21 protein-coding genes are annotated in these 24581 nt (G+C 43.6%); 19 read left to right on the forward strand and 2 right to left on the reverse strand.

Annotated features, from left to right (window positions below; all coding sequences use genetic code 11):
- Positions 1–6 precede the first annotated feature (6 nt).
- From MHI48_RS14145 to MHI48_RS14160, 4 genes are all read left to right on the forward strand, one after another.
- Complete coding sequence (locus MHI48_RS14145; RefSeq protein WP_036608226.1) at positions 7–1038, forward strand: zinc-binding dehydrogenase; 1032 nt, start codon at positions 7–9, stop codon at positions 1036–1038.
- Between the two features lie 92 nt (positions 1039–1130).
- Positions 1131–2375, forward strand: a complete 1245-nt coding sequence (locus MHI48_RS14150) for an MFS transporter (RefSeq protein WP_051449724.1) — start codon at positions 1131–1133, stop codon at positions 2373–2375.
- A gap of 267 nt (positions 2376–2642) precedes the next feature.
- A complete protein-coding gene (locus MHI48_RS14155; RefSeq protein WP_076327697.1) occupies positions 2643–3236 on the forward strand; it encodes a DUF1349 domain-containing protein in 594 nt (197 codons plus the stop codon).
- Positions 3237–3275: 39 nt separating this feature from the next.
- Complete coding sequence (locus MHI48_RS14160; protein ID WP_076327696.1) at positions 3276–3917, forward strand: HAD family phosphatase; 642 nt, start codon at positions 3276–3278, stop codon at positions 3915–3917.
- Here the strand turns inward: MHI48_RS14160 and MHI48_RS14165 are convergent.
- On the reverse strand, positions 3914–4729 hold the full coding sequence (locus MHI48_RS14165; RefSeq protein WP_076249418.1) for an AraC family transcriptional regulator: 816 nt from the start codon (positions 4727–4729) through the stop codon (positions 3914–3916). The two genes, MHI48_RS14160 and MHI48_RS14165, sit on opposite strands and share 4 nt — an antisense overlap.
- Positions 4730–5024: 295 nt before the next feature.
- Here MHI48_RS14165 and MHI48_RS14170 point away from each other — a divergent pair, with 295 nt between their 5' ends.
- The 3 genes from MHI48_RS14170 (at position 5025) to MHI48_RS14180 (ending at position 7902) form a co-directional block, all read left to right on the forward strand.
- Positions 5025–6167, forward strand: coding sequence for an FAD-binding oxidoreductase (locus MHI48_RS14170; protein ID WP_076327695.1), 1143 nt, complete (start codon positions 5025–5027; stop codon positions 6165–6167).
- A complete protein-coding gene (locus MHI48_RS14175; RefSeq protein ID WP_076327694.1) occupies positions 6164–6451 on the forward strand; it encodes a hypothetical protein in 288 nt (95 codons plus the stop codon). Before MHI48_RS14170 ends, MHI48_RS14175 begins: the two co-directional genes overlap by 4 nt.
- Positions 6452–6666: 215 nt before the next feature.
- On the forward strand, positions 6667–7902 hold the full coding sequence (locus MHI48_RS14180; protein ID WP_076327693.1) for a cytochrome P450: 1236 nt from the start codon (positions 6667–6669) through the stop codon (positions 7900–7902).
- A gap of 98 nt (positions 7903–8000) precedes the next feature.
- On the opposite strand, the gene MHI48_RS14185 is transcribed toward MHI48_RS14180, so the two are convergent.
- A complete protein-coding gene (locus MHI48_RS14185) occupies positions 8001–9440 on the reverse strand; it encodes a DHA2 family efflux MFS transporter permease subunit (protein ID WP_076327924.1) in 1440 nt (479 codons plus the stop codon).
- Between the two features lie 282 nt (positions 9441–9722).
- On the opposite strand from MHI48_RS14185, the gene MHI48_RS14190 reads away from it, so the two are divergent.
- The 12 genes from MHI48_RS14190 to MHI48_RS14245 all read left to right on the forward strand — a co-directional run bounded on the left by MHI48_RS14190 (position 9723) and on the right by MHI48_RS14245 (position 24440).
- The gene (locus tag MHI48_RS14190; RefSeq protein WP_076327692.1) at positions 9723–10328 is read left to right on the forward strand and encodes a TetR/AcrR family transcriptional regulator; all 606 of its coding nucleotides are present in this window, start codon (positions 9723–9725) and stop codon (positions 10326–10328) included.
- A 45-nt stretch (positions 10329–10373) separates the two neighbouring features.
- Entirely contained in the window at positions 10374–10907 is a 534-nt protein-coding gene (locus tag MHI48_RS14195; RefSeq protein ID WP_076249414.1) for a GNAT family N-acetyltransferase, read from the forward strand.
- A gap of 73 nt (positions 10908–10980) precedes the next feature.
- Positions 10981–11655, forward strand: a complete 675-nt coding sequence (locus tag MHI48_RS14200; protein WP_017688634.1) for a response regulator transcription factor — start codon at positions 10981–10983, stop codon at positions 11653–11655.
- Positions 11652–13022: a cell wall metabolism sensor histidine kinase WalK gene (locus MHI48_RS14205; protein WP_076327691.1), complete on the forward strand. Its 1371-nt coding sequence runs from the start codon at positions 11652–11654 to the stop codon at positions 13020–13022. Before MHI48_RS14200 ends, MHI48_RS14205 begins: the two co-directional genes overlap by 4 nt.
- Positions 13023–13239: 217 nt before the next feature.
- Complete coding sequence (locus MHI48_RS14210) at positions 13240–14226, forward strand: alpha/beta fold hydrolase (RefSeq protein ID WP_076327690.1); 987 nt, start codon at positions 13240–13242, stop codon at positions 14224–14226.
- A gap of 193 nt (positions 14227–14419) precedes the next feature.
- On the forward strand, positions 14420–15340 hold the full coding sequence (locus tag MHI48_RS14215) for an alpha/beta fold hydrolase (protein WP_405144391.1): 921 nt from the start codon (positions 14420–14422) through the stop codon (positions 15338–15340).
- Between the two features lie 39 nt (positions 15341–15379).
- Positions 15380–16837, forward strand: coding sequence for an alpha/beta fold hydrolase (locus tag MHI48_RS14220; protein WP_076327688.1), 1458 nt, complete (start codon positions 15380–15382; stop codon positions 16835–16837).
- A gap of 32 nt (positions 16838–16869) precedes the next feature.
- Positions 16870–18957, forward strand: coding sequence for a serine hydrolase (locus tag MHI48_RS14225; protein WP_076327687.1), 2088 nt, complete (start codon positions 16870–16872; stop codon positions 18955–18957).
- A 162-nt stretch (positions 18958–19119) separates the two neighbouring features.
- Positions 19120–19794 carry a response regulator transcription factor gene (locus tag MHI48_RS14230; protein WP_076327686.1) on the forward strand — a complete coding sequence of 225 codons (675 nt, stop codon included), beginning with the start codon at positions 19120–19122 and terminating at the stop codon, positions 19792–19794.
- On the forward strand, positions 19791–21152 hold the full coding sequence (locus tag MHI48_RS14235; RefSeq protein WP_076327685.1) for a cell wall metabolism sensor histidine kinase WalK: 1362 nt from the start codon (positions 19791–19793) through the stop codon (positions 21150–21152). The genes MHI48_RS14230 and MHI48_RS14235 overlap by 4 nt, the downstream gene beginning before the upstream one ends.
- A 194-nt stretch (positions 21153–21346) precedes the next feature.
- On the forward strand, positions 21347–23473 hold the full coding sequence (locus MHI48_RS14240) for a serine hydrolase (protein ID WP_076327923.1): 2127 nt from the start codon (positions 21347–21349) through the stop codon (positions 23471–23473).
- Positions 23474–23498: 25 nt separating this feature from the next.
- Complete coding sequence (locus MHI48_RS14245; RefSeq protein WP_076327684.1) at positions 23499–24440, forward strand: alpha/beta hydrolase; 942 nt, start codon at positions 23499–23501, stop codon at positions 24438–24440.
- Positions 24441–24581: the final 141 nt, after the last annotated feature.

Genomic DNA, 24581 nt, shown 5'->3' on the forward strand with positions numbered 1-24581 from the left:
TATTCAATGAAAGCACTCGTATATCAGGATCTCAAACAGGTGACTTACCAGGAGATTGAGGAGCCAACCATTCAAAAGCCAAACCAGGTAAAAATTAAAATCTATGGTTCCGGCATCTGCGGGACAGATCTGAATATTGTCAAAGGCAAAGTGCCAGCAAATAAAGGAACGATCATTGGTCATGAAGGTGTAGGCACAGTGGTTGAGGTGGGCGACGACGTTCGTGGTTTCAAGATCGGTGATCGGGTATTGGTAGATCCCACGCAATCTTGCGGTACCTGCTCATACTGCCGTGAGGGTCTGTTCATCTACTGCGAGAATTTTGATGACTATCAAGTAGGGATGACGACACACGGAACCTTTGCTGAATATTTTGTCGGGGACGAAAAGTATATCTATGCCATCCCGGATTCCATGAGTTGGGAAACGGCCATGATGATCGAACCACTGGGATGTGTACTTCAGACGTTCATGAAAGCAGGGACTAAGCCAAGTGACTCCGTACTGGTCCTCGGTTCTGGTGCAATCGGTTCCCTGTGTCAGCTTGTTAGCAAACGATTGGCAAGGCTTACTGTAGGCACGGAAGTTGATCCATACCGCAAAGAGTTCGCTTCAGGGATCGCGGATCATGTGTTCTATCCTCAGGATCTGACACTGGATAAAGTATACGAGATCAATAATAACAAAAAGTTTGATATTGTAGTGGACGCGGTTGGTAACCAGCTTCATGTAGGATTTGAGCTGATTGCCAAAGGCGGCAAAATTATTCCTATGGGATATGACGACAGCTATGAGGTGACGTTCAAATCAACAGCCGTGATTAATGATGGCATTAGTATCATCGGCGCGGTGGCTAATCACTCGATGATCAGTACAGCACTGAAATTTGCCCAAAGCATCCCGGAACTGGAACAGATGGTGACAGCCAAGGAACTGCTGAGTGATTATGAACAGGCCTTTAATGGAACGATTGGTTATGACATGCATACTGGAGAGAAGTTGCCGATGAATTCGGTCAAAACAGCTCTTATCCTATAAGAGGTACGATAAGCATGTAGACATTAGCGGGTTTGCCGCTGCGAGAAGTTGGAATTCGCAGCGGTGAAAACCGCAGAAGGAAGGGATATCGATTGAAATTGCTTCAAGATTTGCCGAAGAATCCACGCTACTCCATTTTACTCGAGCCGGTATGGGCCATTCCAGGCACGATCGTTCTCTTTTACGCTCCTTTATATATGAAGGAAGCCGGACTTTCGGACATAGAAATCGGTTTAATCAATTCGGTGAATCTTTATTTTGCCTTTATCTTTCAATTGTTTGCGGGTTCCATTACGAATAAGCTGGGACGAAAACGAACAACACTGATCTTTGATCTGCTTGCCTGGAGTGTTCCCATGTTCATCTGGGCCTTCTCCCAGAACTTCTGGCTGTTCCTGATCGCTTATTTACTGAATGCAACATCCAAGTTTGTAACGGTCGCCTTTAACTGTCTGATCATAGAGGATGTGGAGGAACACAAACGATCCAAGGTATTTGCCATTCTCAACATGATTATTACAGGGGCTGGGGTACTCACGCCAATTGCTGGGGTGGTCATTGCTGATTATGGTATTGTGCCTACACTCGCCAGCATTTACTTTGTCGGAGGCATCCTCATGACCGCCATGTTTTTCATTCGTAACCGATATACGGATGAGACCGAGGTCGGCAAGGAACTTATGGGATTGCATAGTAAAACCCGCGTGCTTCAGAGCTTGGGTTCCAGTCTGCGCCTGTTTGGAAAATCGTTCTACAAACGGAGACTTTTTCCGATTATTCTGATCACGGTGTTATCCAATCTGATTTTACAGCTGAATTTCTTCCAGGTCATTTTCTTCAAGGAACAGTTGAAATTTGATGACCGTGTTATTTCGTTTATCCCAGTAGTGACTGCGGTAACCGTCATGCTGCTCTATCTGGTCATCATTCCGCGACTGAAACGGCGTTCGGAAGAAAAGTATGTTGGTTTTTCCATTGTGCTTAGCACTGCCGGAGCCATTCTGTTTCTGTTGATCCCTGTGGGGAATATAGGGATGTTGTTTCTCACGCTAATCGTGCTCGCTGCGGGTAACTTCATTTTGCAGACGTACCGGGATTCCCTGCTGATGAACCGATTGGGTACGCATGAGAAAGCCGATATGTTCTCGGCCGTGCAGACCGTCATGACGCTTACAGCCATTCCATCCGGTTACCTGACGGGCCTGCTCTACCATCACAATCCAACACTGTTATTCAGCGTCATTCTTGGTCTATATGTCGTACTCATGGTCATCATGTTCTTCCTGCCAGATCCGCAAAAGCACTCCCAAGTGCTGGAACCTTACAAAAATATGTAGAAAAAGGGGTTTACTGTATCTGGAGCGAATATGTAGTACAGAAAAAAACTAGTAAATGCATGTTCAAAAAGAGCGGTTTTCAGTACCGAGAAGATGGGATGAAGCTAGAAATGGAGTAGCGGAGCGTAGATAGAGCTACGTGAGCAACGGACATTTCGGCTGAATGCCATATTCGATGCTGATGATGCCACTAGGCATCCTTCGTAATCAAAAGCGGACTTTTTGAACTACCTCTAGAACATATTTTAACTTGGGAGGCTGCTAAAAATGACTAACGTAATGACAACAGAAGCACGGAAGCAATGGAGCTGGATGAACGAGCCTGAAACCTGGTCCTATACCGATCAGGGAGGTGTGCTGGTGGAAGCGAAGGCGGACACCGACTTTTTCCAGGACCCTGCGGGCAAGCATATTCGTGCAACTGCTCCTTTCTTGTCCATGCCTGTGCCTGGCGATTTCGAAATCACAACCCAATTAACCGTTGATATGAAAAATCAATATGATTCCGGATGCCTGATGGTGATGGCGGATGATCGTAACTGGTGCAAAATTTGTTTTGAGTATGATGGAAATGCGCCTACCATCGTGTCGGTGGTGACACGTGATGGTTCATCCGATGATTGTAATTCGGTGGAAGTCTCCGTACCTAATCCCTATCTGCGTATACGCAAAGTAGAGGGTTGCATATCATTCTTTTATTCACCCGATGGGGATGAGTGGAAACTAATTCGTTATTTCGGCATGCCGATACAAGGGGAACTTCGAGCTGGATTAGTTGTTCAGTCGCCAACTGGAACGGGCTGTACGTGTCACTTTTTATCCGTGAACGTTACTCATCCGGACTTGACCGCACGTTTCTAATCCGCTCCCCTGGCCGATCATTGGAGGGAGAACAGGTTCATGGTAAAAGCATTTATATTTGATTTTGATGGACTCATTGTTGATACAGAGACACCTTGGTATTATGCGTTTCGCGATATTTATGAAGAGCACGGAGTGGAACTTGGTCTGGAGCTATGGTCGAAAAATGTGGGGACATCCTTTGAGGAATTTCATCCATTTCTGTATCTGGAGCAAGCGCTCCAAAAAAAGATAGATCATGATCATATCAGACTGCTCTCTGAACAAAAATACGAAGTCTATTTGGGAGAGGCCGCCATTCTTCCAGGGGTGTATGAATTGCTTCAGTCTGCGAGGGAAAAGGGGATTCAGCTTGCGGTTGCTTCCAGCTCTACACGGGACTGGGTACATGGTTACTTGCAGAAATTAGGCATTTTTGATTATTTCACAGTCGTTCATACATCCGAGGATGTGAAACGAGTGAAACCGGACCCTGAACTGTACCTTCTTGCTCTCCAGAGTCTTGGGATCGAGGCTTCCGAAGCGATTGTGTTCGAAGACTCACCTAATGGCTTGAAAGCAGCCAATGCGGCAGGTATTCGTTGTATCATCGTACCTAACGAGGTAACGCGTGGTCTGGAATTCGCCATGCATGAACTGCGGTTATCCTCGCTGGCCGAGATTGATATGGAGGCGCTTTAATCCAGATACTGCTTGCGTAGCTCGATAGGGGAGATCCCTTCGTATTTTTTGAACACTGATCCAAAGTAACTGGCACTGTTGAAACCAACGGCTTTGGCTATTTCATGAGCGGTCGTAGCGTTATTTTCGATGAGCATTTCCTTGGCTTTCAACAACCGATATCGCATCAGATATTCCAATGGAGTCATTTGAAATTCTTTTTTGAATATCCGATTGAGGTGTTGCTCGGTAACGTCCATCTGCTCAGCCAACATGGGGAGAGAAATATCCTGATGATAATTTTGTTTGATAAAAGTAATGAGTTCATCCAATCTTAATCGGGCATCAGAACGTTCGTAAGCACTATAGCGTTCACCTTCAATGGTTAATCTGACCAAAAGCATGTACAGTAATGCGGATACGTGCCAGATCTGATCCTTGTGCCGGGACTGCAGCGCCAACGTAATTTCACGCAACAGGATATGAAGCATTCCATCCGGCTTGAAGGCGCGCAGCTCCCCGATCTGCAAGGTATGCAAGAACCGTGGCAACAAATAGCCATTGAAAGACAGACAATCAAATCGTAATGAATCACTCAGATTGTGGTAACGGTAGGTTACCTCCGGGAACAAAATGAGAGCGGTCCCTTTTTTGATCGAAAATTCATGATTTTTTGCTGCGATTCGCCCTGTTCCTCCGATGCACTGTACAATGCTGTAATCCCGTGAATGGTCGCTCCAATTCATCAATTCATCAACGGTCAACTGGTTTTGCCCTGTAATCATGAGCGGCATATCGGTATCCAGCGGATTCCCCATACTAGGTTTCGGCATCGTCGTGTTATTCCTCTTTTCGTTAAAGGATCATGTGCGTAAGTAGCGTGGTTACAGCGTTAAAAGAAACCTAGAAAGAATTATATTACATAAATGGAATAATTTTAATTGAATGACGAGCAATATATAAAACGTTTTCATATAAATGCTTCAACGATTATTAATTGGATGAATGAGTATGAACTGTAGTCTGATCAGCCTCTATTTATGGATCTAAAAGTACGCCCGCCTTGCCAACAGAATGCGAAACGGTATACGCTATAACGAATGAGTGATTAAGGAAAGGGATGCAAACATGAAGAAAGTCATCGTAGTCGGATCGGGTATTCTGGGGGCATCAACAGCCTATCAATTAGCCAAGCGGGGCGCAGAGGTAATCATCGTAGATCGAAAAGATATAGGACAGGCAACGGATGCAGCTGCCGGTATCATCTGTCCATGGCTGTCACAGCGTCGCAATCAGGACTGGTATCAGCTCGCCAAGGCAGGTGCGCGGTTCTATCCTGGCATCATAGCGGAGCTTGAAGGCGAAGGAGAAACGGAAACCGGTTATGCTCAAGTGGGCGCGCTTAGTATTCATACGGATGTGGACAAAATCAATAAAATGGAAGAGCGGGCCCATCTTCGCAAAGCAGATGCGCCGGAGATTGGCGACATTACACCTCTTGATGACAAAGAAACCCGTGAACGTTTTCCATTGCTGGATGAACGTTATCAATCGGTACATATCAGTGGTGCTGCACGTATAGATGGAAGAGCGCTGCGCGATGCATTGATCCGCTCTGCACAGCGTAATGGAGCGGAAGTGATCCATGGAGACGCCACGCTTCAATTCGAAGCAGATCGGGTCATTGGTGTGAGTGTTAATGATCAGAGTTTCCTGGCAGATGAAGTCGTTGTCTGTGCAGGTGCATGGGCCAACGAACTGCTGAAGCCACTCGGCATACACTTTAAAGTGCATTATCAAAAGGCACAAATTATGCATCTACATGTCACCGATGGGGAGGATACAGGCCGCTGGCCTGTGATCATGCCACCTTCTGATCAATATCTGCTGGCCTTTGATCAACAGAAGATTGTGATTGGTGCCACTCATGAAAATGATGTGGAGGGTTATGATACAAGAGTCACTGCAGGAGGCATGCAGGAAGTTTTGAATAAAGGTCTGGAACTGGCGCCGGGGCTAGCCAATAGCACATTCCAGGAAGTAAGAGTGGGGTTCCGTCCGTTCACACCGGGCTTTCTGCCAGTAATGGGGGCTGTTCCAGGCTGGCAAGGTCTGATTGCCGCGAATGGACTTGGAGCCTCTGGACTGACTATGGGTCCTTTTATCGGGAGTCAACTGGCGAAACTAGCTCTCGGTATGGAGCTGGATATCGATATTGAGCCCTACACTGTTGGCAAAGCAATGGATGAAATTGAAAGAGGTGAGTCATGACATATTCACAACGTGTATCCGATGGAGCGAACTCGTCCGACATCATATATCTGGAGCATCAGATCGGTACGACGAAAGAAGAACTGCGAATAGCTTTGGAGAAACAAGAAACGTACAAACGCGAATTGTCGGAATTGAAGTCATCACTAATCAGGAATGTATCGGAAGACAGTTCTGAAGGGCAAATCTTAATGGAGAAGGCAAGCCAAACGAAGAACTTGATTGAAACCCTGTCTGAACAACTGGAACAACTACAGGAAGCATTAGCGAAACTAGGCGATTGATCGGTTCGTATGGCTTATCTCTCTGAGACATCGACAGAAATAATATACGATACGTATAAAACGAAAACCCCTTATATTAAGGGGTTTTTCTGATTTAGTTCAAATGGTTTATATCAATAAATGAACGCATGGTATAAAATGGAATCAGGTGCTGAACTGTCAATTCAGGTACCCATGTAACCAATCACGAAACTATGCTGAGAGGTGGATTCCAAATGTATAAAGAAGTGATACGTGTTGAGGACATCACGGGGTTTCAGTCTAGATCTGAAGAGTTTTTCCCACTTCACTGGTTTCGAAAAATGCTGTCCGAGAATCCAGTGTACTATCACGAAGATACAGACACCTGGAATGTGTTCAGATACGATGATGTGAAGCAGGTTCTCAGTAATCATGAGTATTTTTCCGCCGAAGGAACCCGGACAACGATTGCCGTTGGAGCAAAGAACAATGAAGGCACACCTCCAGACAAATTAAACATATCAAGTATCGATCCTCCCCGTCATCAAAAAAGTCGTTCGTTGTTATCGGCTGCTTTTACACCGCGTAGTCTGAAAAACTGGGAGCCACGAATTCGCAACATTGCAGAGCAGCTGGTAGCCGATATTGAGCCAAATACGACCATTGATATTGTTCAAGCGTTGGCCGCTCCGCTACCTTCGATGGTTATGGCCGATCTGCTTGGCATCCCTCTTACAGACAGCCATCGCTTCAAAAACTGGGTAGATATTCTGTTTCAACCCATCAATCCCAAGACGGCTGAGGAGAGTGAACTGAAAAAGCAAACTGCCGCGCAAGAGTACTATCAATTCCTGTATCCTATTGTGGTTCATAAACGGACTCATCCTGGTGAGGATATCATTACGGACCTGTTAAATGTCGATGTTGAAGGTGAGAAGTTCACGGAGGATGAGGTTGTTCGCACGACCATGCTTCTGCTCGGAGCCGGCATAGAGACAACGAGTCATATGGTTTCAAATACGTTCTATTCCTTCCTCTACGATGACCCGAGCTTGTATGGCCAACTCAGGCAGAACCCCGAATGGGTTCCGCTCGCAGTGGAGGAAATGCTTCGTTATCGGTTCCATAATGCCAAGCGGCATCGGACAGTAAAGCAGGATAATCAACTGCTCGGAGTGGATTTGAAAAAAGGAGATGTTGTCATCTCCTGGATGAGTGCAGCCAATATGGACGAACAGATGTTTGAAGACCCCTTTGAGCTGAATATTCATCGTCGTAATAACAAAAGACATCTTACCTTTGGTAATGGCCCACACTTTTGTCTAGGGGCCCCGCTGGCAAGAATGGAACTCAGCATTGCCTTGACAGCATTTGTGGAGAAGATTGCTCGGATTGAACCGGTGGAGTCCTTTGATCTGGAGAATAATCTGGCCACTTCAGCGCCGGGACAGTCATTGACCCATCTGCCAGTGAAGATCGTTGCGGAGTGAGAAGGAATCATACGGGACACAACCTAAAAAGCGGCAGATCAGACGTAAACGTCTTGATCTGCCGCTTTGTTATGCAAGCAAGTATGAGGCTGGACACCTTAATTTGAATTCATGGAAACTTTTTGTCTTACCACCTGTTTGATTTCTTCCTCTTTGGCCTGTTTGGTGCGTTTGATAAAGAAGGAAAGGACCAATCCCACAACAGCGATACCGATGATAACAACATAAGCATCATTGATACCCTGGATCATGGATTCTGTAGCAAGCTGTTGTTGACTGAGACCATTGGCTGCACCAGTCGCCATCATATCCTGTACGTGTGCCGTTGTACGGGAGGTCATGACACTTACGAGCAATGAAGTACCTACAGCACCAGCCACTTGTCTGACGGTGTTGGAGATAGCTGTACCGTGTGCACCAAGTCTTGGTGGCAGTTGGTTAAGTCCCGCAGTCTGAATCGGCATCATGAGCAGAGCCATACCAATTCGGCGGCCGGTAGACATCAATACCAGGTATCCATAACTGGTTGAATCCGTTAAGTCGATGAAACCAATTGTTGTCACGATGGTGATCACCATCCCGATAACAGCGAGCCATTTCGCTCCAAATCGGTCAAACAATTTTCCGGCTACCGGCATCAGAAAGCCCATGACAAGCGCACCCGGCAGAAGCAATAATCCGGACTCCAGTGCAGTGTAACCACGTGCGTTCTGGAGATACAAGGGAAGCAACATCATGTCAGCATACATGATCATTGTAATCGCGATACTAATGACCGTGGTCAAGGAGAACATGTTGTATTTGAATGCCCGCAGATCAAGCAGCGGAGTTTCGGAAACGAGCTGACGCCATGTAAACAGGGCAAGAGAAACAATTCCAGCCGCAATGCAGATAAGAACTTCTGCACTTGACCATCCCAGACTTCCTGCTCTGCTGAAACCATAGAGCAATGCGCCAAATCCGATCGTGGACAGCACCACACTGATTGTGTCGAACTTTGTGTTGACCCGTTCGGATACATTCTTCAGGTATACAAACGCAAAAGCAATGACAATAAGAGTTAATGGAATCATGCCATAGAACATCGTTTGCCAAGAGTAGTTCTCGAGGATATAACCGGCAAGGGTAGGCCCGATTGCAGGGGCAAAAATGATGGCAAAACCAACCATACCCATTGCAGATCCTCGTTTTTCAGGAGCAAACAAGGTCAAAATAACGTGCATCAAGAGCGGCATGATAATGCCGGCACCCGCTGCTTGAATCATACGTCCTGTCAGCAATGTGCCAAAGTTATCTGCAAGAGCAGATACGATGGTACCAATCAGGAAAATAAACATGGAAGCTTGGAATAATTGCTTGGTTGAAAAGCGTTGCATGAAGTAGGCCGTGATCGGGATAAGCACCCCGTTCACCAGCATGTAACCTGTCGTTAACCATTGTGCTGTTGCGGCGGAGATATTAAAATCACCCATCAGTTCCGGTGTAGCGACACTCATGATCGTTTGATTCAACGTTGCAAGGAAGGCTCCCAAAATCATGATAAACAGGATGGGGCCTTTCTTTACGGATAATTCTTCTTGTACTCTAGCCTGACTCAATCCTTTTCATCCTTTCAATCCACACGTGACTAAATTTACAACGTGTTGTATAGTTTACATTGTATTTATTGAATTATATACATATTCGGACAGATTACAATTTACGTTATGACGTGTTTTCGTCGTTTATTTTACAAATAAAATGAATTTGTTGTGTAAATCAAAAATAAACGACTGTTTGTTTAAAATTGTAATGTTTAAAATTTGATGGGAGGGATACACGTGAAAGACGAGAAGAAATCAGCCGTGGACCCAAGAATATTGCGAACACGTCAGTTAATTCGAGGTGCATTTGTTGAATTGCTGCAGGAAATGGATATTGAGAAGTTGTCAGTCAACAAAATTGCCGAACGAGCGACGATCAATCGGGTAACCTTCTACCTGCACTATCGTGATATTACGGATATGATGGAGAAGATGGCGGATGAGATGATTGAGAATATTGAACGGATCGTGGATGAATATGCCCCTCATTTTGAGAAGCAAAGAATGGAAGAGGCTTGGCCTGTTCTAGTCAAGTTACTAGAGCATTTTGCAGAGAACGCCTCGTTCTATCAGGTGGTTCTTGCTACAAAGCGCACACCGATTTTTACCGAACGACTGCTCAAATTGTTAAGTACGCTGGTCAAAGCCAAAATTGATCGGGTAGAGATGGAAGATGAACTCGAAGAATCCGGCATTCACAAAGAAATCGCAATATGGTACGGTTCTTCGGCTCTGATTGGAACCATCGTTGCCTGGTTGCGTAATGATATGCCATATTCACCTCATTTCCTGGCGAAACAATTCTCGTTGATTCGCTCGTACTCTTATAATGACCTGATATAATCATGCTACAATTGCATCTAACGTTAATAGAGGAGGAATAATGTGATGAAATATAGTGCAGAACGTATCTATGTGAGATTTTGGAATGTGGATGATGCCTCATTGCTTCTGGATCTACAGGTTCGCAATCGTGCGGAAATCGAGAACATATCAGCAAGTGATCGGGACGAGTCTTTCTACAGCTTGGAAGGGCAAAGGTCACTCATTGAGAGCTGGAACAAGAAGAGAGAAGAAGGAAATCGCTATTCTTTTGGTATTTTTCTACATACAACGGATGAACTCGTCGGTGAAATTTCTTTGTTCGAGATCATACTGGATTCTACCCCAAAATGGATCCTTGGTTATGTGACGGATACTCTGCATCAAGGAAAAGGATATATGAGCGAAGCCCTGCAATGTGTAATGGAATTTGCCAAACACGAAACTGAAATTACTCGAATCGAAGCTGGCGCTGTGCCCGATAATACAGGTTCCATCCGTGTCCTTCAAAAAGCAGGATTCAAGGAGAATGGGTCACAGCCTGTGCCAATCCAGGGAACGTTGAAAGAACATACGATGTTTGCTGTGGATATACTATAAGCAAGATGTTTTAATATTTACTATACAAGTTGGACTATATATTTAAACGTAACGGAGAGGACAGAAAAAACATATGGCTACTATACTCGTTGCAGACGACGATGCGAACATTCGTGAACTCGTCTGTCTATTTCTCAAAAACGATGGATTCACAACAGTGGAAGCTGCGGACGGTAAGGAAGCTCTCACTATATATGGCGAAACTCCAGTAGATCTGGTCGTCCTTGATATTATGATGCCTGTCATGGATGGTTGGGCACTGTGTAAAGAACTCCGAAGAGCCAATCCCGACCTCCCGTTACTCATGCTGACGGCGAGAGGAGAGACTTGGGAGAAGGTGAAAGGATTCGAACTGGGTACGGATGATTATTTGACCAAACCGTTTGATCCGTTAGAGCTGACCGCTCGTGTCCGAGCATTACTGAAACGATACAAAATCGGCTCCACACACACAATCCAGTTTGGCAACGTCATTCTGGACCGTCAGACGTATAAGGTGATGAGAGGTACAGAGTCGCTTACGTTACCACTTAAGGAGTTCGAATTGCTGTATAAGCTTGCTGGAACACCAGGACAAGTCTATACACGTGAGCAATTAATCGATCAGATATGGGGTATTGATTACGCGGGAGATGATCGAACAATAGACGTACATATTAAACGCCTGCGCGAACGATTCGCGACAACACCTGATTTTCGGATTGAAACGGTGCGTGGGCTAGGGTACAGACTTGAGGTCTATGAATGATCAGATCCTTATATATTCGTGTTGTTCTGACCTTTCTGGTGTCAGTCATCACAGGCACGATTATTTCATTTTTTATGTCAACCTGGATGTTCGAAGATCAATTGAATGAAAATGCTCAAATTAACATACGCAATTTTGGCCAGGACGTTGTGCAGATTTATAAGACGCTGCCTGCTGATGAAGCAGAATCATTCGTTAGTAGAATGAAACAACTTGATTCGTATCATATTCGAATTTATGATGCAACGGGCAATTTCAAGTCTTATGGGAAGCTTAACGAACATAAATCATCCCCCGTATCGACGGATCAACTCAAGAAGGTTTTAAACGGAGGGGTTGTGCAGGACACACCTAAAGGTATCGCTACCGTTCTTTTGGGGCTACCGATCAAGACGGAAACGGGTATAAGAGCGATGTTTCTAGAAACACTCTCACCGCCCTCAGCCTCTTTTGTGGTCCAGTTTGGCTTGATTTTTGCAAGCTGTTCCTTGATTGTAGGAAGTTTGTTGATTGTGGTTGCTTCTGTATATCTGGTTAGACCGATCAAAAAATTGACCAAAGCGACCAAACGGATTGCAGCTGGAGACTTCAATGTCAAGCTGAACATTAAACAAACGACGGAGATTGGTACTTTGGCCCGTAGCTTTGAAGAAATGATGCATGATCTTCAGCAGTTGGAGCAGATGCGCAGGGAGTTCGTTACCAATGTTTCGCATGAGGTTCAGTCTCCGCTCACCTCGATATCCGGTTACGCTTCGGCACTGAAGCAAGTAAATCTCTCAGAACAAGAACGAAACCGTTACCTGGATATTATCATCTCAGAAGCAAAAAGAATGTCCAAAATGAGCGATAGCCTGCTGAAGCTGAGTCTGCTTGAATCGCAGTCACAGCAACTACGGCTCACCACCTTAAGCCTTGATGAACAGATCAGGCGGGTCATCGTGGCGCTTCAGCCGCAATGGTCTGGGCGCAACATTCATTTCGAGCTTGATTTGGAGAACGTGAAGGTAACGGCTGATCACGATCAGTTAAATCAGGTATGGACAAACATCATCGGAAATAGCATCAAGTTTTCCGAGGATGGCGGTATGATTAAAGTCAGTATCGAAGAGGACTTCAAAAATGTGACTGTTCGAATATCCGACACGGGCATTGGAATTCCCCTGGAAGATCAGAAGCGTATATTCGACCGCTTTTTCAAGGCAGATCGTTCCCACAGTCGCAAATATGACGGGAGTGGTATGGGACTTGCTATCGTTAAACAGATCGTGTCCCTTCATCAGGGTGACATCCGAGTGGAAAGCGAACCTGGTCAAGGCACGACCTTTATGATCACGTTGCCCACCCATCCACCAACGGATAGTTAGGCTCACAGGATAGGGTCAATGAATAGAATATCCATCGGATTATCTAACCCGAATGTTCATGTCCTATGTAACATGCAAGCTTCCTTGTATGTTACATAGGACATTTTTTTTGCTTGTTCATACTCTGTTCATATTCCGGTCATGGGGAGTACATCTTTCTTGATTAGGATTTCTTAAGCAGCCTGCGAGGCCAATATACAGATGAGGATAGGAGCAGATGAATGTGAATCAACAAGCAGACAGAGAAGTCCAGAGTAAGAGCAAAACCAAGAAAGTGTTAGGCATTTTGTTTAAAGTACTTTGCGCAATCATTATAGCAATCTTACTTTTTGTAGCTATCGTATATACCGTCAATAAAATCAGCAGTTATTCGGAGCAAAAAAGAATGGAGCCGTATGGTCAACATGTATCCGTAGACGGAAAAAATATGAATGTGTTCATACAAGGCGAAGGCGAGGAAACGATTGTGCTTCTGCCTGGTTTTGGAACAGCTGCACCAGCGCTTGATTTTAAACCTCTTATCTCCGAGTTATCACCATATTATAAAGTTGTCGTTGTTGAGCCCTTTGGTTACGGATTGAGTGATCAGACCAAAAAGGAACGCAGCACAGCAAATATCGTCAGTGAAATTCATGAAGCGTTACAGCGTCTACATATTGATCGTTATATCCTCATGGGTCATTCCATTTCGGGGATCTATAGCCTGGATTACGTGAACAAGTATGCAGATGAAATAAGTGCATATGTTGGGCTGGATAGCAGTGTTCCAGCGATAAGTGAACAGAAGATTGATTCATCAGATACACAACCGATTAAATGGTTCCGCAACTTGGGTTTCGCCCGAGTGCAACTGAAACTGAGTGCTGACCCTTATGATGGACTGCCTTATGATGAGCAAACGAAAGAACAATTGAACATTCTGATACGCAAAAATATGTATAATACCACGCAATTAAATGAGGCAGAAAGTATGTATTCCAACTTTAAAGCATCTGAACAACTAACTTTCCCTGTTAATCTTCCGGTTCTTTTCTTTGTTCAAAAGAATCATCCGGCAGCAGACAATTGGGTTCCGGAACACGAGAAGTTAATAGAGAACTCTGTGCGTGGTGAAGTGGTGTTGCTGGAAGCAAATCATTATTTGTATCGTTCCCATGCCAAAGAAATTGCTGAAAAATTCAGGGGATTTATGACGCAGCAGTAAATATAAATGAATTGGCTTGTTCATATTCAGTTCATATTGACGTCACGGGGAGTACATTTTCATTGGATAAGATTTCATTAGCAGCAAAAAAGACAATCGAACTATCAGTTCAAGACAGGAGAAGATAACACTGACGACGCAGCCTGCGGAAAAGAAAACAAAGAATAGATCAAAGGCCAAAAAAGTGAGAAACATGATACTGAAAATAGTAGGAGCAATCGTAATCGCCATTATTCTATTTCTAGGTATTGTTTATATCACCAATGTGATCAGTAGTAATTCAGAGGCCAAGAAAATCGATTCCTATGGTCAGCATGTATCTGTAGACGGGAAAAATATGAATGTGCTCATTCAAGGCGAAGGCAAGGAAACGATTGTACTTCTGCCTGGTTTTGGAACAGCGGCACCAGCGCTTGATTTTAAGTTGCTCATTGACGAACTATCACCATATTACAAAGTTGTGGCGGTTGAGCCATTCGGTTATGGATTAAGTGATGCTACTGAAAAAGAACGAACCACAGAGAATATCGTAAGTGAAGTTCATGAAGCTCTGCAGCAACTCGATATTCATCAGTACATGCTCATGGGTCACTCCATTGCAGGCATTTATGGCATTGATTATGTGAACAAATATCCGGATGAGGTCACGGCATTTGTCGGAATTGATAGTAGTGTTTCAACCCAACCGGGTATGGATGCCAAATTACCTACTAAAACGTTCGCATTTCTTAAAAAATCAGGTCTCCAAAGATTGGTGGTCAAATTTAGTAGTGACCCCTATGCTGGACTCGCATTTGATGAACATACCGTAGAGCAGATGAACATGCTGTCGAATAAAAACTCGAACAGTTCCACGACTTTGAATGAAATGGACCATATTGCTTCCAATTTTAAAGGAGCCCAAGGATTAACCTTCCCTAAAGACCTTCCACTTCTACTCTTTGTACAAGCTAATAATGAAGGTGTAGAAGGATGGATACCGCTGCATGAAGGGCAGATCAAAAATTCAGTATATGGGAAAGTAATCACCATGGATGGCGAGCATTACTTGCACCATACGTTATTCAAAGAAATAGCAAAAGATGTTAGAGCATTCATGAACGAAGCGAAGTAAAAATTCTGTAAAAGTCCGTGATGAGAGAGAGGAATTCAATTGAGATTATTTGAGATACTGTTAGTTCTATCCTGTTTCGCGTTACTCATAGACCTACTATTTATTAAAAGAAGTGCAAAGAGAATAGGCTTGGGTTTGGGTATAGGAAGTAGCGTTATATTATTAGTTCAATTGTTTGTTGAGGGATACAGATGGCAGTTGCTTTTGGTATATATCATGACGGCTCTATTCATAATCATCGTTTTATTCAGACATTCCGATAAGATGGCGAATCTTAAAATAGGGAAGTTCTTGAAATATAGTTTATCTTCCTTAATCGTCATTCTGCTTGTTGGTTCTACCGTCTTGTCTGTATACTTACCTGTTTTTAATCTGCCGAAGCTTGATGGTCCAGAGAAGGTGGGTACTCAAACATTTCATTTAACAGACCAGAACAGAGACGAAATCTTCACTGAAGATCAAAGCGATAAGAGAGAACTAATGGTTCAAGTTTGGTACCCAACTGAAAACAGCAATAATAACAAGCGTGACACGCTGTTTCCAAAAGATAAAGAAATGTTCAAAAAGTATATTCAGAGCTTCTCTAATTCTTTAAAACTGCCCGAATTTTTGCTCGACTACTTGAAGTATAGTCAAACCAACTCTTATGAAAATGTTGAAATATTACCTTCTACAAGTCCTTATCCCGTGGTACTACTATCTCATGGTATGGGAACCAGTAGAGTTCTACATGTATCACAGGCCGAGAATCTGGCCAGTCATGGGTATATCGTGGTCACCATCGATCATACGTATAGCACCTTTGCTACTCTTTTTCCAGATGGCCGTGTAACGGATTATAAAAAAAGCACGACTACACTAGATGAACGTACAAAAACAGGGAGTATATGGACGAAAGATGTGGAGTTTGTAATCGATCAAATCGAAAAGCTGAATTCAGGTGCAATCGAAAGTCAGTTTAAAGGGAAAATCGATCTAGATCACATCGGCGCGATGGGGCATTCTTTTGGGGGTGCAACCGCGTTTAATGCAACGTATTTAGATCAGAGAATCAAGGCCGGGGTTAATATGGATGGGTCACTATATGAAGTGGAAAATAGAGATGATATAAACAAGCCGTTTATGTTCATCCGATCGGGAAGTTTTGAAGACTGGTTCGCCAACTTTGAAATAGATAGAAATTCGGATGATGAAGTAACTAAATCTCTTTCAGATGAGCTGCACATTATGAAAAATGTTATGAATCATGGGGGAAAAGTGATCTATGTAGAAGGAACCCAGCACTTCAATTTCACGGACCTTCAGTTCTATTCAGAGCTGGTTAAACTGTCCGGTATCACAGGAGATATCAATGGTAAAAGAGGATCAAACATCGTAAATCAATATGTACTCGATTTCTTTAACAAGCAACTGAAAGGAACGGGTGGAGATCTCATTCAGGGACCAAACGACTTGTATCCGGAGGTGAAATTTGTAGACCCAGAAGAAATCAAATAACCAAAACACTTAAAATTCAGGAGATGATGTGAATGGGACGACAAAAGGGAAAACGCACTTCAATCGCCGTGTTAACGCTGGCATTAACCATGTTAGCTCCAATGTCTGCAATGGCTGCGCCTACTACAAGTAGCAGTGATCATACGTATGAACCAACCAAGAAAACGGTGATGGAGAAAGCCAAGTTACTCACTGAGAAGCATGGAATCACAAGTCTGCAATATGCCCTTATCGATGGTGGCGAGATTGTGGTGTCCGGTCAGACGGGTAAAAACGATAAAAACAACAAGGTGCCTCTTACGCCGGATACGATCTATGGCATAGGATCAACGAGTAAAATGTTCCTCACAGCTTCTGTTATGAAGTTAGTTGACGAAGGCAAGGTGGATTTGGATCTGCCTGTTGTGAACTATATACCTGATTTTCAGATGAAAGATCATCGCTACAAACAAATCACACCACGCATGCTGTTGAATCATTCTTCCGGTCTGCTGGGAGGCACGGGCAGTAATGCCACATTGTATGGGGATAATGATACGTACTCACATGATACGTTTCTGGACCAATTGGCAAGTCAAAACCTGAAGGCAGATCCCGGCGAGTTCTCGGTGTATAGTAACGATGGGTTTACGTTATCCGAGATTATGGTTGAACGTGTTAGCGGCATGAGTTTTACAGCTTTTATACACCAATATTTTACGGAACCTTTGGACATGAAACATACCAAAACACCACAGGATGTGGTTGACACGGCAGCAATGGCGGGAATCTATTCTCCTATGTATGAGGGTCAGCTTCCACAAGAGAATTATAATGTTATCGCTACTGGAGGCATTTATTCCACCGCTGAAGATCTTGCGAAGTTTTCACAAATCTTCACGGGAGAGGTCCAAGGCATTCTTACCAATAAGTCTGTAGAAGCCATGGCGCAAGAAGAGTACAAAAAAGGCATGTGGCCAGAGGATGGCGATACGTCTATATCTTACGGATTAGGGTGGGATAGTGTAAATCTGTACCCATTCAGTGAATACGGTATCAAGGCAGTAACAAAAGGTGGAGATACCATATCGTATCACTCATCATTAGTCGTACTGCCGGAATATAATCTGGCTGCAGCCGTTACCTCATCAGGTGGGACAAGTGCCAAAGATCAGTTCATTGCGAGTGAATTATTACTCAGCGCACTTGAGGAAAAGGGCATCATTACAGAACGGAAGCCGGAAAAATCGTTTGGTGTTCCAGTGAAGGCAGATATACCTAAAGAAATAGCCACGAATGCAGGTATATATGGCGGCAATAATTCGGTTAAGAAGATCGAAATGAATACTGCTGGACAAATGACTGTATCCACACCTTCAGCTCCAAGTGATCCGGTTCAAAAATACACCTATACAGCAGATGGTACTTTTGTTAACGATGAAGGCACGGAAAAGTTGAAATTTGTTAAGGAGAAGAATGGAAGGACTTATCTGTGGTATCGATCTTATATATCCTTACCAGGACTTGGACAATTGGCTTTCTCCGAATATAAAATGGAAAAGCTGGAAGTCAATGAATTATCCCAGGATATTACGGCCTCATGGGAGCAACGTGAAGGTAAAAAATATTACCTTCTGAATGAGAAATATACATCAACGGTTTATCTCAATTCGGCACCAATTCTCCCTATTCATTTGGACAAAGAGACGCCTGGGTATGTATCCAATACTAAGATTATTGGAGCAAACGAAGCAGTCACGGAGCTGCAAATCCCTGGCCTGGCTGGACGTGATACAAAGGAGATTTATTTTGCTAAAAAGAACGGAGTAGAGTACATTACAGCCGTTGGTAGCATATACGCCAGTGAGGAAATGGTACAACCGCTCTATTCGGGTAAACAATCTCTAGCAACGATTCAAGCAGATGGATATGCCAGATGGTTTTCGATACCAGCAACGGTGAAAGGAAAATTCATGACGGTTAAAATGCCTGCAACTGGCGCCTTTGCCGTATATGATCAGAAGGGTATTTGTATTAATCACACCGTAGTCAGCGGTCAGAATGAGGTTGTATTACCAGAAAACGGCCGCATTGTATTTGCAGGTGACGTGGATTCCACATTTGAAATTTCATTAAAATAGATGTTGTGCCGTAGTTAGTTTTATGAAAGAAACTAAGAAAGCAGCCGATCAAAGTAATCGGCTGCTTTTGTTCAATTTAACTATAATTAGTTTGTCACTTCAGTTAGAATTCTTCGCTATTGCTCAACTGAAGAATTATTCTTTTTTAGGAGAGTGGAAACGTTGCCTACGATATTGGTTGCTGATGACGATGCGAACATTCGCAAACTCGTCTGTTTATTTTTGCGCAACGACGGATTTACAACCATCAACGCCGTAGACGGAAAGGAAGCCCTGGCTATCTATACCTCCACGCCAGTCGATTTGGTTATTCTTGATATTATGATGCCGGTCATGGACGGTTGGGCATTATGTGAGGAACTTCGAAGAGCCAATCCGGATCTTCCGTTACTAATGTTGACGGCAAGAAACGAGACCTGGGAGAAAGTACAAGCATTTCAGCTTGGTACAGATGACTATATGACGAAGCCATTCGATCCGCTTGAGTTGATGGCTCGCGTAAAGGCACTGTTGAAACGATACCGTATAGGTTTAACACAGACCATCCAGTTAGGCAACGTCATCCTGAACCGGCAGACTTATAAGGTCATGAGGGGTACAGAGTCGTTCACCTTGCCGCTTAAGGAGTTCGAATTATTGTATAAACTTGCTGGATTACCGGGACAAGTCTATACGCGGGAGCAAATAATCCAGCAAGTTTGGGGGATTAATTATACTGGCGATGATCGAACGATAGACGTGCATATTAAACGTCTACGTGAACGTTTTGCGGCTATCTCCGATTTTCGTATTGAAACGGTGCGCGGACTTGGCTACCGGCTTGAGGTGCAGGAGTGATCGGTTCTTTATATACACGCGTAGTCCTGACCTTTCTGGTCTCCGTGATCGGGGGCACAATCCTTTCTTTTCTTGTTACAACCTGGATATTTCAAGATAAATTAAACGATAACTTACAAGGCTCCTTGCTTGACTTTGGCCAGGATATCGTCCGCATCTACGAGACATTGCCGTTACATGAAGCAGAAATGTTTATAAGTGAAATGAAACAACTCAATTCCTATCACATTCGAATCTATAAAGCAACGGGTCAGTTTCAATCCTATGGAGAACTTAAAGAACAACATCCTTTCCCGGTGACGACGGAACAAGTGAAGAAAGTGCTGGATGGGGAAAGGGTCCAAGTCAATGGGATCGATACGTTCTTCTTGGGATTGCCGATAAAAACTGAAATGGGAAGCAAAGCAATGTTTGTAGAGCCCCTCACTTCCTCTTCCACCTCATTTCTCATCAAGTTTGTTGTAACTTTTATGATTTGTTCGTTAATAGCAGGAAGCCTATTGATACTAATTGCGGCTATGTTTCTGGTGAGACCGATCAAAAAGCTGACAGAAGCGACCCGGCTAATAGCTGCCGGAGATTTCAATGTCAAGCTTAATATTAAACAAAAGGGTGAGATAGGTACTCTGGCTCGTAGTTTCGAAGAAATGATGCACGATCTAAAGCAGCTTGAGCAGATGCGCAGGGAATTCGTAGCAAACGTGTCCCATGAAGTTCAGTCTCCGCTCACTTCCATTTCCGGTTTTGCTATAGCGCTCAAGCAGGTAGACCTCCCGGATGACGAAAGAAGCGATTATCTCGATATTATCATCACTGAAACTGCACGAATTTCCAAAATAAGTGATAGTCTGCTAAAGCTGAGTTTGCTTGAATCTCAATCATTGCAAATGCGGCTCGCCACGCTCAGTCTGGATGAACAGATCAGACAAGTAATCGTCGCTATTCAACCCCAATGGTCGGCCCGTAACATTCAGTTCGATCTTGATTTGCAGCCCACCAAAATCACGGCCGATCATGACCAGTTAAATCAGGTGTGGATCAATATCTTCGGCAATGCCATCAAATTTTCCGAAGATGGTGCCCGAATTAACGTCACGATCAAACAGAATATCAAGAACGTGACGATCCGCATATCGGATTCGGGTATTGGTATTCTCCCGGAAGACCAAAAGCGTATATTTGACCGCTTCTTTAAAGCAGATCGTTCCCACAGTCAGAAATATGAAGGAAGCGGTATGGGACTAGCTATTGTAAAGCAGATCGTCTTGCTTCATCAAGGGGACATTCGGGTGGAGAGCGAATATGGACGAGGAACGACTTTCATAGTCATCTTGCCAATCACAACACCCACAGAGTGATTGGATTTCATGTCTTCTCTTAGCTATGACACCCTGTATAAACCTCCTTGCGTATGATGATGCAAACTTTTTTTGCCTGTTCATCCCCCGTTCATGCTGCAGTCATTAGGGGGACATCTTGGTTTGTTATATTGTCTTTAGCGCCCACTTTAAGGTGGCTTAACACAATGATGAAGACAGGAGTAGATGCAAGAATGAAACCAAGAGAGGTAACAAAACTGAAGATGAGTGTGAGGACAGCAAGAAAGAGAAATACTATAGCTGCTGTGACTCTCATGCTGACGATACTTGCCCCAATGTCTGCAATGGCCGCACCGGCTCCCATGAACAACAGTAACCTTACGTATGAGACAACAAAGAAAGCCGTGATCGAAAAATCCAAATTACTGACCGAGACGTACGGTACGACGAGTCTGCAATATGCACTGATCGATGGTGGAGAGATTGTGGTGTCCGGTCAAACGGGCAAAAACGATATAAACGATAAGGTGCCTCTTACTTCGAACACCGTCTATGGCATTGGTTCAACCAGTAAAATGATGCTTACAGCCGCTGTAATGAAGCTGGTTGACGAAGGCAAGATTGATTTGGATGCGCCTGTTGTGAACTATATGCCTGACTTTAAAATGAAAGATAACCGATACAAACAGATCACACCCCGTATGTTGCTGAATCATTCCTCCGGTTTTCTGGGCACCTCAACCAGCAATGCCACATTGTACGGAGATAATGACACGTATTCACATGATACGTTTCTGGAGCAATTGGCGAATCAAAACCTGAAAGCAGATCCCGGCGAATACTCAGTCTACAGCAACGATGGCTTTACGTTAGCCGAGATTCTGGTCGAAAGAGTGAGCGGCATCGGTTATACCGCATTTATACACAAGTATTTCACGGAGCCTTTGGATATGAAACATACCAAATCACCACAGGATGTGGTTAATCCGTCAGACATGGCGGCAATCTATTCCCCTTTTTATGAGGGACCACTTCCAAAAGAGAATTATAATATCATCGGTACTGGAGGTCTGTATTCCACCGCTGAAGATCTGGTCAAATTTTCAAGAATCTTCACGGGAGAAGTTGATGGTATTCTTTCCAGTAAGTCTGTAGAAGCTATGGCGCAAGAAGAGTATAAAAGAGGCATGTGGCCAGAGGATAGCGATACGCTGATGTCTTACGGGTTGGGGTGGGATAGTGTGAACTTGTTCCCATTCAACGAATACGGCATTAAGGCCGTTATGAAAGGTGGAGATACTTTATCTTATCAGTCCTCATTAGTGGTACTTCCGGAATACAATATGGCTGCAGCCGTTATCTCTTCAGGCGGGTCAAGCTTAACCAATAATTTCATTGCGAATGAATTATTACTCAGCGCACTTGAGGAAAAGGACATCATTACAGAGCGGAAGCCAGAAAAATCATTTGGCGTACCTGTGAAGGCAAATATGCCTAAAGGAATATCCAAGTATGCAGGTATATATGGCGGCAATAATTCGGTTATGAAGATCAAAATAAATACGGCTGGAAAAATGACTGTATCTTCACTTACAGCTCCGAGTAATCCGTCTCAAGAATACACCTATACAGCAGATGGTACTTTTGTTAATAACGAAGGTACAGACAAGTTGAAATTCGTTGTGGAGAAAAATGGGAAAACCTACTTGTGGTCACGATCTTATATATCCGTTCCAGGACTCGGACAGCTGGCTTTCTCAGAATATAATGGGGAGAAGCTTGAAGCCAATAAATTATCCAAGGAGATTAACGCTGCATGGGCAAAGCGCGATGGTAAAAAATATTATCTGGTGAATGAGAAATACACATCAATGCTCTATCTTAATGCTACATCGATCCTGCCTATTCAGTTGAATAAAGAGAATCCAGGATATATGTCCAATCATAAGATTATTGGAGCCAACGAAGCAGCCAATCAATTGCAGATTCCGGGTACTGCCGGACGTGATACGATGGACATTCATTTCTCCAAAAAGAACGGAGGAGAGTATCTTACATTTTCAGGTTATGTATACGCTAGTGAGGAAATGGTGAAACCAATCTATTCGGGTAAACGATCCGCAACAACCATTCAAGCAGATGGATATGCCAAATGGTTTTCGGTACCAGCTACTGCGAAAGGAAAAGTCATGACAGTGAAGTTGCCTGAAAATGGAGCCTTTGCTGTCTATGACCAGACCGGAATTTGTATTAATCACAGCGTGGTCAGCCGTAAGAATAATGTTGTTTTACCAGAAAACGGCCGTATTGTATTTGCAGGTGAGGTTGGTTCCAAATTCGAAATTTCATTAAAAAAGTAAATGAACTCAACAGGAGAGAACCATCATGATGAAAAAAATATTAATCATTTTGCTCAAAATATTCGGAGCCATCGTTATCGCTTTTGCATTATTTATTGCCACTGTTTTTATTGTTAATGTATTTAGCAACAAATCGGAAGAAGGGAAAATAAATCCCTATGGTCAGTTTGTAGCAGTTGACGGGAAAAACATGAATGTGTTGATTCAAGGAACAGGCAAAGAAACGGTGGTATTGCTTCCTGGATACGGAACACCTGCCCCAGCCCTTGATTTCAAACCGCTTATCGATGAGTTATCTCCATTTTACAAAGTCGTTGTCATTGAGCCTTTCGGTTATGGGTTAAGTGACATTACTGAAAAAGAGCGTACCACTGAAAATATGGTTAGTGAAATTCATGAAGCGTTACAGCAACTTGGTATTCATAATTACACGCTCATGGCTCACTCCATTTCAGGGATATACGGCCTGGATTATGTGAACAAATATCCAAACGAAGTAAGTTCATTTGTCGGAATTGAGAGCAGTGTCCCAACGCAGGGAGGTAATGATGATCCATTTCCAACCGAAACGTACAAACTGCTTAAAAAATCAGGATTCTACCGATTGTTAATGAAACTGGCCCCTGATCAACTGATTGCACCCGATGTTGATGAAGAAACCAGAGAACAAATTAGAATACTTTCACTCAAAAATACGTTTAATCCGAACAACCTGAATGAAGGTGAAAACTTTGGTCCTAATTTCAAAGCAGCTGAGAACCTGTCCTTCCCCAAAGATCTTCCTGTGATTTTCTTCTTACAAGCGAATGATACGGAAACAGAAGGCTGGATACCCTTGCATGAAGAGCAAGTCAAAGATTCTGTGCATGGAAAAGTGATGACATTTGAGGGAGAACATTATTTGCATCACACCCGATTCAAAGAAATGGTTCAAGAATATAGAAAGTTTATGAGTGAGATAAAATAGTGTCGCCAACAAAAGAAGTCGCGAAATTGCGGCTTTTTTCTGTTAGGGAGATGGTGAATATACATACTTCGTTATCTATTGGAAAATTTAGGTTGACACTTCTTTTTGTCACGTATACAATCGTATACATGAATATGTTGT

The organism is Paenibacillus sp. FSL H7-0942, from assembly GCF_045040715.1.
In the GTDB taxonomy this organism is placed as follows: domain Bacteria; phylum Bacillota; class Bacilli; order Paenibacillales; family Paenibacillaceae; genus Paenibacillus; species Paenibacillus amylolyticus.

Coding starts and splice junctions, on each gene's coding strand:
- MHI48_RS14185 (WP_076327924.1), bottom strand. CDS start 9,440: ATGATTTTGGGAGCCTTCCTTGCAACGTTGAATCAAACGATCATGAGT.
- MHI48_RS14225 (WP_076327687.1), top strand. CDS start 16,870: ATGGGACGACAAAAGGGAAAACGCACTTCAATCGCCGTGTTAACGCTG.
- MHI48_RS14245 (WP_076327684.1), top strand. CDS start 23,499: ATGATGAAAAAAATATTAATCATTTTGCTCAAAATATTCGGAGCCATC.
- MHI48_RS14155 (WP_076327697.1), top strand. CDS start 2,643: ATGACTAACGTAATGACAACAGAAGCACGGAAGCAATGGAGCTGGATG.
- MHI48_RS14210 (WP_076327690.1), top strand. CDS start 13,240: ATGAATGTGAATCAACAAGCAGACAGAGAAGTCCAGAGTAAGAGCAAA.
- MHI48_RS14240 (WP_076327923.1), top strand. CDS start 21,347: ATGAAACCAAGAGAGGTAACAAAACTGAAGATGAGTGTGAGGACAGCA.
- MHI48_RS14165 (WP_076249418.1), bottom strand. CDS start 4,729: ATGCCGAAACCTAGTATGGGGAATCCGCTGGATACCGATATGCCGCTC.
- MHI48_RS14160 (WP_076327696.1), top strand. CDS start 3,276: ATGGTAAAAGCATTTATATTTGATTTTGATGGACTCATTGTTGATACA.
- MHI48_RS14205 (WP_076327691.1), top strand. CDS start 11,652: ATGATCAGATCCTTATATATTCGTGTTGTTCTGACCTTTCTGGTGTCA.
- MHI48_RS14145 (WP_036608226.1), top strand. CDS start 7: ATGAAAGCACTCGTATATCAGGATCTCAAACAGGTGACTTACCAGGAG.
- MHI48_RS14200 (WP_017688634.1), top strand. CDS start 10,981: ATGGCTACTATACTCGTTGCAGACGACGATGCGAACATTCGTGAACTC.
- MHI48_RS14175 (WP_076327694.1), top strand. CDS start 6,164: ATGACATATTCACAACGTGTATCCGATGGAGCGAACTCGTCCGACATC.
- MHI48_RS14215 (WP_405144391.1), top strand. CDS start 14,420: ATGATACTGAAAATAGTAGGAGCAATCGTAATCGCCATTATTCTATTT.
- MHI48_RS14180 (WP_076327693.1), top strand. CDS start 6,667: ATGTATAAAGAAGTGATACGTGTTGAGGACATCACGGGGTTTCAGTCT.
- MHI48_RS14195 (WP_076249414.1), top strand. CDS start 10,374: ATGAAATATAGTGCAGAACGTATCTATGTGAGATTTTGGAATGTGGAT.
- MHI48_RS14170 (WP_076327695.1), top strand. CDS start 5,025: ATGAAGAAAGTCATCGTAGTCGGATCGGGTATTCTGGGGGCATCAACA.